General features: G+C 70.0%; 9 protein-coding genes and 4 tRNA genes. 3 read left to right on the plus strand and 10 right to left on the minus strand.

All coding sequences use genetic code 11. The features are described from left to right. Positions 1 to 2: 2 nt before the first annotated feature. From OC490_RS39615 to OC490_RS39655, 9 genes are all read right to left on the minus strand, one after another. A tRNA-Asp gene (locus tag OC490_RS39615) sits at positions 3 to 77 on the minus strand. A 95-nt stretch (positions 78 to 172) separates the two neighbouring features. Further along, complete coding sequence (gene hrpA / locus OC490_RS39620; protein WP_262062892.1) at positions 173 to 4,150, minus strand: ATP-dependent RNA helicase HrpA; 3,978 nt, start codon at positions 4,148 to 4,150, stop codon at positions 173 to 175. Between the two features lie 82 nt (positions 4,151 to 4,232). Then, complete coding sequence (locus tag OC490_RS39625; protein ID WP_262062893.1) at positions 4,233 to 4,595, minus strand: hypothetical protein; 363 nt, start codon at positions 4,593 to 4,595, stop codon at positions 4,233 to 4,235. Positions 4,596 to 4,664: 69 nt separating this feature from the next. Further along, positions 4,665 to 4,738: transfer RNA gene (locus OC490_RS39630), tRNA-Phe, on the minus strand. 24 nt (positions 4,739 to 4,762) lie between these two features. After that, a tRNA-Asp gene (locus OC490_RS39635) sits at positions 4,763 to 4,837 on the minus strand. A gap of 49 nt (positions 4,838 to 4,886) precedes the next feature. After that, a tRNA-Glu gene (locus tag OC490_RS39640) sits at positions 4,887 to 4,959 on the minus strand. A gap of 80 nt (positions 4,960 to 5,039) precedes the next feature. Continuing rightward, positions 5,040 to 6,638 (minus strand): metallophosphoesterase, encoded by a 1,599-nt coding sequence (locus OC490_RS39645; protein ID WP_262062894.1) that lies wholly within the window; start codon positions 6,636 to 6,638, stop codon positions 5,040 to 5,042. Between the two features lie 56 nt (positions 6,639 to 6,694). Then, positions 6,695 to 7,045, minus strand: coding sequence for a metallopeptidase family protein (locus OC490_RS39650; protein ID WP_262062895.1), 351 nt, complete (start codon positions 7,043 to 7,045; stop codon positions 6,695 to 6,697). 4 nt (positions 7,046 to 7,049) lie between these two features. Continuing rightward, a complete protein-coding gene (locus OC490_RS39655; protein WP_262062896.1) occupies positions 7,050 to 8,057 on the minus strand; it encodes an LLM class flavin-dependent oxidoreductase in 1,008 nt (335 codons plus the stop codon). 85 nt (positions 8,058 to 8,142) lie between these two features. Between OC490_RS39655 and OC490_RS39660 the strand changes: the two genes are divergently transcribed. After that, on the plus strand, positions 8,143 to 8,910 hold the full coding sequence (locus tag OC490_RS39660) for a helix-turn-helix domain-containing protein (protein WP_262062897.1): 768 nt from the start codon (positions 8,143 to 8,145) through the stop codon (positions 8,908 to 8,910). On the opposite strand, the gene OC490_RS39665 is transcribed toward OC490_RS39660, so the two are convergent. Continuing rightward, positions 8,889 to 9,314: a hypothetical protein gene (locus OC490_RS39665; RefSeq protein ID WP_262062898.1), complete on the minus strand. Its 426-nt coding sequence runs from the start codon at positions 9,312 to 9,314 to the stop codon at positions 8,889 to 8,891. The two genes, OC490_RS39660 and OC490_RS39665, sit on opposite strands and share 22 nt — an antisense overlap. A 176-nt stretch (positions 9,315 to 9,490) precedes the next feature. Between OC490_RS39665 and OC490_RS39670 the strand changes: the two genes are divergently transcribed. Both OC490_RS39670 and OC490_RS39675 read left to right on the plus strand, forming a co-directional pair. Next, positions 9,491 to 10,000 carry a hypothetical protein gene (locus OC490_RS39670; protein ID WP_262062899.1) on the plus strand — a complete coding sequence of 170 codons (510 nt, stop codon included), beginning with the start codon at positions 9,491 to 9,493 and terminating at the stop codon, positions 9,998 to 10,000. A gap of 220 nt (positions 10,001 to 10,220) precedes the next feature. Beyond that, on the plus strand, positions 10,221 to 12,401 hold the full coding sequence (locus tag OC490_RS39675; protein ID WP_262062900.1) for a DEAD/DEAH box helicase: 2,181 nt from the start codon (positions 10,221 to 10,223) through the stop codon (positions 12,399 to 12,401). The last annotated feature ends 136 nt before the right edge of the window (positions 12,402 to 12,537 follow it).

A 12,537-nucleotide genomic window follows, 5' to 3' on the forward strand; every position in this document is an offset into this window, starting at 1 on the left:
TGCGGTCCTGACGGGATTTGAACCCGCGGCCTCCACCTTGACAGGGTGGCGAGCACTCCAAGCTGCTCCACAGGACCTGGTTTCGCGGCACTTGATGGTGCGTTGTGCTGCGAGACGAGACTGTACAGGAGGGTGGCCCGCCTGGTCGAACTCACCCTGCGTGCAGGTGCTGTTACGGCGCGGCGGCGTCGATCGCCTTCACGATCCGCTTGTCGGAGACCGGGTACGCCGTGCCCAGCGCGTGCGCGAAATAGCTCACCCGGAGCTCCTCGATCATCCAGCGGATGTCGCGGACGGAGGACGGCACCGGGCGGCCCTGCGGGAGTTGTTCCAGGAGCCACGCGTACTCGTCCTGCATCTCGTGGACCTTCTCCATGCGGGTCGTGTCCCGCTGCACCCCCGTCGGCATCTGCTGCAGACGACGGTCCGCGGCCACCAGGTAGCGCATCAGATCGGGCAGGCGACGTATCCCGGCCGCCGTGACGAACCCGGGCTTCACAAGGGCGTCCAGCTGCGCTCGTACGTCCGCGAGGTTCGGGAGGAGGGCCGGGCTGCTCGCCGCCTTCAGACGGCGCTCACAGGCCTGCCAGGCGGCCAGCACCTGTTGGACCTGGTTCACGGTCCGGACTGTCATGTCGACGATCTCCGCCCGCACCCGTTCGTACAGCTTCCGGTACGACTCCTCGTCCCAGGCCGGCCCGCCGAAGTCGCCGATGAGTTTGTCGGCCGCCGCCATCGCGCAGTCGTCGAACAACGCCTGGATCGAACCGTGCGGATTCGCGGACAGCGCGAGCTTCTGCGCGTTGGTGAGCTTTTCGGAAGCGAACTTCGCAGGATTGACCGGGATGTTGCGGACGATCAGCCGCCGCGTGCCCTTCCACATCGCCTCCGCCTGCTCGGCCTCCGTGTCGAAGAGCCGCACGGACACCGTGTCGCCGTCGTCGACCAGCGCCGGATACGCCTTCACCGGCTGGCCCGCCCGACGCGTCTCGAACACCCGCGTGAGCGTGCCGATCGACCAGTCGGTCAGCCCCTTCCGCTCCAGCGACTCCCCGCCCTCACGCTCCGCCGTCGCCGCGGCGGCCTGCGAGATCGCCTGCCGCGCCTTCGGCTTCAGCCGGAGCTTCAACGCCTCCAGGTCCTTGTCCTCGGCCAGCTTCCGGCGCCGCTCGTCCACGATCCGGAAGGTGATGAGGAGATGGTCCGGGACCTTCGACCAGTCGAAGTCGTCGGCGGTGAAGGGGACACCCACCATCCGCTTCAACTCGCGGGCCATGGTGACCGTCAACGGCTCCTGGAGGGGAACCGCAGCCTTCAGGAAGCGCTGGGCGAAGTTCGGTGCCGGTACGTAGTTGCGGCGGATCGGCTTCGGGAGGGAGCGGATCAGTTCCGTCACGACCTCTTCCCGCAGCCCCGGGATCTGCCAGTCGAAGCCCTCGTCCGTGACCTGGTTGAGGACGTGCAGCGGGATGTGGACCGTGACCCCGTCCGCGTCCGCACCCGGCTCGAACTGGTACGTCACCCGGAACTTCAGCGGCCCCTGCCGCCACGAGTCCGGATAGTCGTCCTTGCTGATGTCGCCCGCACGCTCGTTGATGAGCATCGAGCGCTCGAAGTCGAGGAGTTCGGGTTCTCTGCCTTCTTCGGTCCGCTTCTGCTTCCACCACGAGTCGAAGTGGGCGCCGGACACCACGTGTTCGGGCACCCGCTGGTCGTAGAAGTCGTAGAGCGTCTCGTCGTCGACCAGGATGTCCCGGCGCCGGGCTCGATGCTCCAACTCCTCCACCTCGGTGAGGAGTTTGCGGTTGTCGGCGAAGAACTTGTGGTGTGTGCGCCAGTCGCCCTCGACCAGCGCGTTGCGGATGAACAGCTCGCGGGACGCCTCGGGGTCGATCCGGCCGTAGTTCACCTTGCGCTGGGCGATGATCGGGACGCCGTAGAGCGTGACCTTCTCGAAGGCCAGCACCGCCGCCTGGTCCTTCTCCCAATGCGGCTCGCTGTAGGTCCGCTTGAGAAGATGGCCGGCGAGCGGCTCGACCCACTCCGGCTCGATCTTCGCGTTGACGCGCGCCCAGAGCCGCGAAGTCTCCACCAGCTCCGCCGACATGACGAAACGCGGGGTCTTCTTGAAGAGCGCCGAACCCGGGAAGATCGCGAACTTGGCGCTACGGGCGCCCAGATACTCGTTCTTCGCGCCGTCCTTCACGTCCTTCATGCCGATGTGCGACAGCAGGCCCGCGAGGAGGGAGACGTGGACGCTCTGCTCGGCCGCGTCCTCCTCGTTGAACTGGATGCCCATCTGCTTGGCCACCGTGCGGAGTTGGCTGTAGATGTCCTGCCACTCGCGGATGCGGAGGAAGTTCAGGTACTCCTGCTTGCACATCCGCCGGAACGCCGACGAACCGCGTTCCTTCTGCTGCTCGCGGATGTACCGCCACATGTTCAGGAACGCGAGGAAGTCGCTTGTCTCGTCCCGGAAGCGGGCGTGCTGTTGGTCGGCCTGGGTCTGCTTGTCGGCGGGGCGTTCGCGCGGGTCCTGGATGGAGAGCGCGGCGGCGATCACCATGACCTCACGGACACAGCCGTTCTTGTCGGCCTCCAGGACCATGCGGGCGAGCCGGGGGTCCACGGGCAGTTGGGCGAGCTTGCGGCCGGTCTGCGTCAGCCGCCTCCGCGGGTCCTTCTCGCCCGGGTCCAACGCGCCCAGTTCCTGGAGGAGTTGGACACCGTCGCGGATGTTGCGGTGGTCCGGCGGATCGATGAACGGGAACTTCTCGATGTCACCGAGACCGGCCGCGGTCATCTGGAGGATGACGGAGGCGAGGTTCGTACGGAGGATCTCGGCGTCCGTGAACTCCGGGCGGGCCTCGAAGTCGTCCTCCGAGTACAGGCGGATGCAGATGCCGTCCGACGTACGACCACAACGACCCTTGCGCTGATTGGCACTTGCCTGGCTGACCGCCTCGATGGGCAGCCGCTGCACCTTCGTACGGTGGCTGTAGCGGCTGATGCGGGCGAAGCCGGGGTCGATGACGTACTTGATGCCCGGGACGGTGAGGGAGGTCTCGGCGACGTTGGTCGCCAGAACGATCCTGCGGCCCGTGTGCTGCTGGAACACCCGATGCTGCTCGGCGTGCGAGAGGCGGGCGTAGAGGGGGAGGACCTCGGTGAACCGGTAGTTCTTCTTTGTCAGCGCGTCCGCCGTGTCGCGGATCTCCCGCTCGCCGGAGAGGAAGACGAGGATGTCGCCCTTGCCCTCGCCCTGAAGCTCTTCCACGGCATCGCAGATCGCGGTGATCTGGTCGCGGTCGGAGTCGTCCGAGTCGTCTTCGAGGAGGGGCCGGTAACGCACCTCGACCGGATACGTCCGGCCGCTCACCTCGATGATCGGGGCCTCGCCGAAGTGCCGCGAGAACCGCTCCGGGTCGATGGTCGCCGAGGTGATGACGACCTTCAGGTCCGGGCGCTTGGGGAGGAGTTGGGCGAGGTAGCCGAGCAGGAAGTCGATGTTGAGGGACCGCTCGTGGGCCTCGTCGATGATGATCGTGTCGTAGGCGCGCAGTTCACGGTCGGTCTGGATCTCGGCGAGCAGGATGCCGTCCGTCATCAGCTTGATGAAGGTCGACTCCTGGTTCACCTGGTCGGTGAAACGGACCTTCCAGCCGACGGCCTCGCCGAGCGGGGTGTCCATCTCCTCCGCGACCCGCTCCGCCACGGTACGGGCGGCGATACGACGGGGCTGCGTGTGCCCGATCATGCCGCGGACGCCACGGCCGAGTTCGAGACAGATCTTCGGGATCTGGGTCGTCTTCCCTGAACCGGTCTCACCGGCCACGATCACCACCTGGTGATCACGGATCGCGGCGGCGATGTCGGCCTTCTTCTGGCTGACCGGCAACTGCTCGGGATACGAGATCGCGGGGATACGGCGGCGCCGCTCGGCCATCCGCTCCTCGCCACGGGCCACCTCGCCCTCGATCTCGGCGAGAACGGCGGCACGGGCCTCCGGCTTACGGATCCTGCGCGCGCCTTCGAGCCTGCGCCCGAGCCGGTGCGCATCGCGCAGCGTCAGCTCGGCCAGGCGGGGGGCGAGATCGCCGAGGGCGGGGGCGGCGGGAGCGCCGGGGGCGGAGGCGGGGTGCGTAGACATACGCCGTCCAGGATCTCACCTTGGCGAAATTCCTGGCGAATGAATTGGTGGGGGCGGGTTGGCGGGGGGTCGTGCGGGTGAGTCAGGGTGCCGTTGTCGGAGTAGTGGGCGAGGGGATGCCGGCCGTCCCCGAGGGCTCCGCCCCCGGACCCCCGTCGGCCTGAACAGCCTCGTCCTCGAGCGCCGGACCGGCTGGTCGGCGCTGACCGGAATCCCGTGACATCGACTGCGCCGTATTCGACACGGCCTTGATCCCCAGGTACGCCGTGGTCAGACTCGCCATCGCGGTGAACGCCGAGGACAGGACCCCCACGATCACCGCACGGTCACCGTCCAGCTGCCACACCCCGAAGATCGCCACCGCGGTGATCGCCGCATTGCTGCCCACCACCGCGAGCAGCCCGTACCGCGCCCGTGTCTTCTCCAGGTTCGTGTCCTGGCCCATCGCGCCCCACCCTGTGTCGTCCGGCCACGACGAAAGCCCTGTCCCGGTGGGACAGGGCTTTCGATCCGGTGGCTGGGGCCGGGGTCGAACCGGCGACCTATCGCTTTTCAGGCGATCGCTCGTACCAACTGAGCTACCCAGCCACGAGATTCCTTGCGGAATCTCAGCGGTCCTGACGGGATTTGAACCCGCGGCCTCCACCTTGACAGGGTGGCGAGCACTCCAAGCTGCTCCACAGGACCAAGCTGTTGCGTGCGAACTGGCGGAGCCAGTGTCGCACACGGTGTTGCGTGCCCCCAACGGGATTCGAACCCGTGCTACCGCCTTGAAAGGGCGGCGTCCTAGGCCGCTAGACGATGAGGGCTATCGGCCCGCCTGGGCGCTTCTCAGCGCGTCGGGGACGTGAGAAGCATATGGGATGGCGGGAGGTATCGCCAAAACGGTTTACGGGGTCCCCGATGGAGCCTTTGAAGGTGCCTCCGATGCCTGGCTCGGAGAGGGGCTGGGAGACGGGCTGGGGGACTGGGGTGCGCCCGGCAGGTTCTCCTTCGGGAGGTGGCGGCTGACCTCGGCCGTCGTCAGGCCCAGGCCGCCGAGTTTGATCTCGTCCCAGGCCTGGAGGCGGTGGGTGTCGCGGTCGATGTAGAGGATCGACGCCTCGATGGGGTCGGGGTACTTGCCCTCCACCGCGCGCAGTCCGCTGCCGCCCGTCGAGCCCTCGATGCGGAGGCGGGTGCCGTGCCGCATGACCTCGGTGCCTTCGTGGTGGAGGTGGCCGGCCAGGACGAGCGGGACCTCGCCGTCGGTCTGGCGTGCCGCCGACGGTTCGTGGACCAGGGCGATGTCGACGGGGGTGCCGGCGGCCCGCTGGTCGCGGAGGGAGGAGGCGAGCTGGTCGCCGGCGAGTTCCTCGGCCGCGTTGCCGCCGGGGGCGACCGAGCGGTCCGGGGTGAACTGAGGATCGCCGATGCCCGCGAAGCGCACGCCCGCGACCGTTTCCGCCCGGCCCTCGTCCAGGACGTGCACGTTCTTCATGCGCCGCAGATAGCGCTGGGTGACGAGGGAGTCGTGGTTGCCCCTGACCCAGACGTAGGGGGCGCCGAGGTCGGCGATGGGGTCCAGGAAGCCGTTCTCCGCCGCCGTGCCGTGGTCCATGGTGTCGCCGGTGTCGACGATCACGTTCACCTCGTACTGCTCCACCAGCGACGCGATGATCTTCCAGCTCGCGGGATTGAGGTGGATGTCGGAGACGTGGAGGACGCGGATGGTGGTGGGGTCCGGCTGGTAGGCGGGGAGCGTCGACGTGACGTTGTAGAGCTTGGTCACGTTGGTCACCAGGCGGGCCAACTCCTGCTGGTAGACGTCGAATTCGGTGACGATGTTGCGCGCGTTGCCGACCACGGAGGGGGCGGAGGAGAGCAGCCCGGAGAACTTGGGTTCCAGGATGGATTTGGGGTTCCAGGTCGCGTAGGCGGTCGCTCCGGACGCGGCGAGGAGGGTGAGGGCGAGGCCGCCGGCGGTGAGGGCACGGCGGGGGCGGCGGTAGACGGCGAGGCCGAGGGTGGTGGCGCCGAGGACGACGGCGGTGCAGGAGCGTACGGCGAGGTCGAGGGTGCCGTGTTCGACGTCGTGGGCGACTTCGTCCTGGAGGCCGGAGATGCGTTCGGGGTGGTCGACGAGGGCCTGGGAGCGTTCGGGGTCGAGCTGGTCGACGTTGACGTCGAGGCGGACGGGGGCGTGGTGGCTGTCGAGGGAGAGGGCACCGAGCGGGGAGATGTTGATCTTGGTGCCGCCGGTGAGGGAGGGGCGCAGGGTCATCGTGGTGTTCATGGGGCCGACCTGGGCGCGGACGTCGCCGACGATGAGCAGGCCGAGCCAGGCCCCGACGAGGACGACCGTGATGAGGCCGAGGGCGCGGGGCCAGGGGTGTGGCTGGGGGACGAGTTCGAGGGTGGGGCGGGGGCGGCGGGCGCGGTAGCGGTGGGTCAGGGCGCGCTGGGCCCGGCGGAGGTGGTTCAGGGCTGCGACGGGGACGCTGGCCATTGGTCCCGTATGCCCAGGAGTGGGGGTGTGTATGCGGGGCGGGCCGTGGGAGTGGGTCAGCCCCAGCCGAGTTCGTGGAGGCGTTCGTCGTCGATGCCGAAGTGGTGGGCGACTTCGTGTACGACGGTGACGGCGACCTCGTGGACGACGTCCTCGGTGGTCGCGCAGTAGCGCAGGGTCGGGCCCATGTAGATCGAGATCCGGTCGGGGAGGACGCCGGCGTACCACTCGCCGCGTTCGGTGAGGGGTGTGCCTTCGTAGAGGCCGAGGAGTTCGGGGTCGGAGGGTTCGGGTTCGTCCTCGACGAAGACGGCCACGTTGTCCATGACCCGCGTCAGTTCGGGCGGGATCCGGTCCAGGGCCTCGCTCACCAGCTCTTCGAACGCCTCGCGTGTCATTTCCAGCACACGCCTATTGTCCGGGACGAACGCGGGTTCGGGGCGATGACGGGGTCGTCAGGTCGGGGATCAGTGCGGCGACGCGTTCCATCTGCTCGCGCTGGGCGCGCAGGTTCAGGGCGGCCGGGCGGGTGATGAGGTGGCGGGCGCCGGCGGTGACGTAGCGGTTCAGGCGGTCGGTGACCTGCTCCGCGGTGCCCGCGACGACGGCCTGGATCTTCTCCAGCTCGGGGAGGGACATGCCGTAGGTGGCGTGGGCGTAGTCGTCGAGTGCGGCTCGGGCGGTCCGGGGGTCGTCGTCGATTCGTACGGTGACGAACAGTGCCGGGGTGATGGCCTCGGGGGTGCGGCCCGCCGCGGTGGCCGCCCGGTGGATGTCGTGCAGGCCGGTCGTGTAGTCGGCGGGGTCGGGCGGGTAGGGGAGCCAGCCGTCGTAGAGGCGGCCGGTGCGGGCCAGGGCGGCCGGGGTGGCGCCGGCGAGCCAGATGGGTGGGCCGGTGGGGCGGGTGGGGCGCAGGGCGGGCGGGAGGTCGGTGAGGTGGTGGAACTCGCCGTGGAAGGTGTCGGCGCCCTGCCAGAGGGCTCGCCAGAGCCGGACCGTCTCGTCGAGGCGGGCGAAGCGGCGGGGCCAGGGGACTTCGGAGAGGTCGTAGAAGGGGCGTCCGAAGCGGCCGGGGAAGCCGGCGCCGACGGCGAGGGTGAGGCGGCCCTGGGAGAGCAGGTCGATGGAGGCGAGGGTCTGGGCGGTCTGGACGGGGCGGCGCAGGAAGGGGAGCAGGGCGCCGGTGCCGAGGGTGGCCGTCCCGGTGGTGGCGGCGAGGGCGGCGAGCATCGTGAGGGCTTCGATGCGGGGGGTGATGAGGGAGTCGTTGACGAAGAGGGAGGTGAAGCCGAGGTGTTCGGCGCTGCGGCCGAGGGTGATGAGGTCGCGCGGGTCGTCGTCCTTGGCCCATTGGGCGGTTCCGGTGGGGAGCAGTACGCCGATCTTGAGGGGCTTGGTGGAAAGTACGCCGGTGTTCATGGGCCCGATGGTCGTCGGGGGCGGGTATGGCCTCAATTCCCTGCGCGGAATCGCCGGTTGGGGCGGGGCGTCGTAGAACTGGGGTGTGGATTTTTCCCAGGTGCTGCGTGAGCGTCGTACGAGCCGTCGGCTGAGTCAGCTGGAGGTGGCGTCGCGGGCCGGGACCACTCAGCGGCATGTGAGTTTCATCGAGTCGGGGCGGTCGGTGCCGGGGCGGAACATGGTCGTGCGGCTCGCCGAGTCGCTCGAACTGCCGTTGCGGGAGCGGAACGAGCTGTTGTTGGCGGCCGGGTTCGCGCCGGTGTACGCGGAGAGTCCGTTGGCGGGGCCGGTGCTGGCTCCGGTGCGGGCGGCGATCGGGCACATCCTGCGCGGGCATCTGCCGTATCCCGCGGTGGTGGTCGACCGGGAGGGTCAACTGGTCGATGCCAACAGCGCGTTCGGGGTGATCACGGAGGGTGCGGCGGCGGAGCTGGTGGGGCCGGGGGCGAATGTGTACCGGCTGGCGCTGCATCCGGACGGGCTGGCGCCGCGGATCCTCAACCTGGCCGAGTGGGCACGGCACATCGTGGCCCGGCTGGGCGGGTTGCCGCAGTTGCGGGCCGAGTTGGCCGGGTATGTGCCGGAACTGGAGTCCGGGGAAGGGCAGTTGGGGTTCGCGGTGCCCTTGCGGCTGCGGTCGTCGTACGGGGAGTTGCGGCTGATGACGACGGTGACGACCTTCGCGACCGCGGTGGATGTGACCCTCGCGGAGCTGAAGTTGGAGGCGTTCCTGCCGGCGGACGCGGCGACGGCGGAGGCGTTGGTGTCGGCCGCCGCGGCGACGGGGGATCAGGCTCCGGGGAACATGTAGTCGGTGCGGATGCGGCCGTCGGTGTCGAGTGCGAGTACTTCGAGGCCGCCGCCGACCACTTGGCCGTCGGCGACGGTGACCGTGTCCCAGCGGAACCGGATCAGGCCGTCGAGGCGTACCGCGTCGGTGCGTGCCCGGAAGGTGAACTCGCCTTTCTCGACGAAGCGTTGGTGGGCGCGTGCGACGCGGGTCTCGATGGCGTCGTGGCCCTGGGCGCGGAGGGTGGGGTGGTCGAAGCCGAGGTCCGCGGCGAGCTCGCGGATCTCGGCGGGTGGGTGGAGGACGTGGGTGCCGTCCTCGGCCCAGAGGCTCTCGATCGCCGTCCGGCGTCGGGCGGGGTCCGGTTCCGTCCACTGGGCGATGTAGCGGGCGGCGAGGTGCTGGGGGTCGGTCGTCCCGGTCATCCGTGGCTCCTTCGGGCGCTGCGGTCGCTTCGGGGCCGATCGTGCTGCGAGTGCGGGCGGGGGGCAATTCCCGGCCAGGAATGGGCGACGGCGGTGGAACGCGTGTCTTCCGGTGGGCGGCGGGAGTTGAGAGGGCGACTCCTTTTTCCGCCCTCGGAGGTGGCCCCGTGCGCCCCATGTACGTACCCGTCCGTCTGGCCGCCGCGGTCGCCGTCGTCGCCGCTGCCGCCGGCTGTATGAGCGTGGGTGACGACGCGGGCGGCGGTGCCAAGCCCTCGCACTCGGCCGGGCGGCACGCCGGTGACGCGCCCGACGGCGGTTCGGGGGCGCCGGGGGGCGGGCTCGGGTACGGCGGGTCGGCGGGGGACGGGAAGCACGGGCACGGGAAGCCCGGGCCCGGGGAGTCCGCGTCGGGTTCGGCCTCGCCGTCGGCGCCGGGGGGCGCGGCGAGTCCGTCCGCCTCCACGGCGCCCAGACCGGGGACGAGTGCGAAGCCGGGGGTGCCGACCACGGCCGCGCCGCAGCCGACCGCGACGCGGACGCCGCCGCCCGTGGACCCGACGCCGTCCGCGCAGCCGTCGTCCGCCGCTCCGACCGTCGCGGAGCCCTCGTCCTCGGCGCACGAGGATCCCGTACCGCAGCTCGTGGACCGGGAGCCCGCGCCGGCGGCCGGGTCACCGGCGTAGGGGCGGGTGTGACGCACGTCAATGAAGGCCGGTTTGCGTTGGGGGGTGGTAGGTGCGTAAGGTGGTAGATCGTTTGATCCCATTGCCCGGCGCCACTGTAGAGCGCGCCGTGTGGCGCGTACTCTCCCTTGCCGTGGCGGACCGCATTGAGGCGGTCGATAGCGAATCACGGAGTTGACGGGCGCGTGCCGACGGAGACTCCGGAAGGTTTCGCATTCGCATGTCCATTTCCAGTACTGATCACGTCGTCATGCCCGAGAACGAGGGCACCGAGACGGCCGTAGACGCTGTCGCGGAGGCTCCCGAGGTGACGTTCGCGTCGCTCGGTCTCCCCGAGGGCATCGTGCGCAAGCTCGCGCAGAACGGCGTGACAGCCCCCTTCCCGATCCAGGCGGCGACCATCCCGGACGCCCTGGCCGGCAAGGACATCCTCGGCCGTGGCCGCACCGGCTCCGGCAAGACCCTCTCGTTCGGTCTGCCGCTGCTGGCGACGCTGTCCGGCGGTCACACCCAGAAGAAGCGCCCGCGCGGCATCATCCTCACCCCGACCCGCGAGCTGGCGATGCAGGTCGCCGACGCGCTCCAGCCCTACGGCGACGTCCTCGGCCTGAAGATGAAGGTCGTCTGCGGCGGCACGTCGATGGGCAACCAGATCTACGCCCTTGAGCGCGGCGTGGATGTGCTGGTGGCCACCCCCGGCCGCCTCCGCGACATCATCAACCGCGGCGCCTGCTCCCTGGAGGACGTGAGCATCGCGGTCCTCGACGAGGCCGACCAGATGTCCGACCTGGGCTTCCTGCCCGAGGTCACCGAGCTGCTCGACCAGATCCCGGCCGGCGGCCAGCGCATGCTGTTCTCGGCGACCATGGAGAACGAGATCTCCACGCTGGTCAAGCGCTACCTGACCGACGAGGTCACCCACGAGGTCGACAGCGCGCAGGGCAACGTCACGACGATGTCCCACCACATCCTCATCGTGAAGCCCAAGGACAAGGCGCCGGTCACCGCCGCGATCGCCTCCCGCAAGGGCCGCACGATCATCTTCGTCCGCACCCAGCTGGGCGCCGACCGTATCGCCGAGCAGCTGCGCGACGCCGGTGTGAAGGCCGACGCGCTGCACGGCGGTATGACGCAGGGCGCCCGCACGCGGACGCTGGCGGACTTCAAGGAGGGCTACGTCAACGCGCTCGTCGCGACCGACGTGGCCGCCCGCGGTATCCACGTCGACGGCATCGACCTGGTCCTGAACGTGGACCCGGCCGGCGACCACAAGGACTACCTGCACCGCGCGGGCCGCACCGCGCGTGCCGGTCGTACGGGCACCGTCGTCTCCCTCTCCCTGCCGCACCAGCGCCGCCAGATCTTCCGGCTGATGGAGGACGCGGGCGTCGACGCCGGGCGTCACATCATCAACTCCGGTACGGCCTTCGAGCCCGAGGTCGCCGAGATCACCGGCGCCCGTTCGATGACCGAGGTCCAGGCCCAGTCGGCGGGCGACGCCGCGCAGCAGGCCGAGCGCGAGGTCGTCCAGCTCACCAAGGAGCTGGAGCGGGCCACCCGCCGCGCCGCCGAACTCCGCGAGGAGTCCGACCGGTTGGTCGCCCGTGCCGCGCGCGAGCGGGGCGAGGACCCGGAGGTCGCGGTGGCCGAGGCCGCTGCGGCCGTCGTCGAGGCCGCGGCTGCCGAGCCGGTCGCCGAGGCGCCGGTGCGCGAGGAGTCGTCGTACGACCGTCCGCGCCAGCAGCGTGACGAGCGGGGCAACTACGAGCGCCGTGACCGTCGTGACGACCGTCCGTCGGGTGGCTTCCGCCGGGACGACCGCGGCGGCAACGACCGTGGCGGTGACCGTGGTGGTCGTTCCTTCGAGCGTCGTGACGACCGTCCGTCCGGTGGCTTCCGCCGCGACGACCGTCGTGACGACCGCGGCGGCAACGACCGTGGTGGCCGTTCTTTCGACCGTCGTGACGACCGCCCCTCGGGTGGCTTCCGCCGCGATGACCGTCCGTCGGGCGGCGACCGTGGCGGCGACCGCGGTGGTCGTTCTTTCGACCGTCGTGACGACCGCCCCTCGGGTGGCTTCCGCCGCGACGACCGTCCCTCGGGCGGCGACCGTGGTGGCCGTTCTTTCGACCGTCGTGACGACCGTCCGTCCGGTGGTTTCCGGCGCGACGACCGTCCCTCGGGCGGTGACCGCGGCGGCTTCCGTCGCGACGACCGTCCGGCGACCGGTCACCGGGGCAGCGACCGCCCGTTCAACCGTGACCGCCAGGGCGACCGCCCGGGCTTCCGCGCCGGCGGCCACGACCGTCCGTCCGGCCACCGCGGCACGACCGGCACGGGTACCGGCACCGGCACCTTCGGCCGCCGCGACGACAAGCCGCGCTGGAAGCGCAACGGCTGAGGTCAAGTGACCTGATGTGAGCTGACGTAGTGGAGCGGCCCCTGCCCGGGAGATCGGGTGGGGGCCGCTTCACTGTGTGCAGGGACGGCGCGTGGGGATGTTTTTTGGCCACTTCGAGTCCTTATCGAGTCCTTAA

Origin of the sequence: Streptomyces sp. STR69 (assembly GCF_024519455.1) — a bacterium.
Taxonomy (GTDB): Bacteria; Actinomycetota; Actinomycetes; order Streptomycetales; family Streptomycetaceae; genus Streptomyces.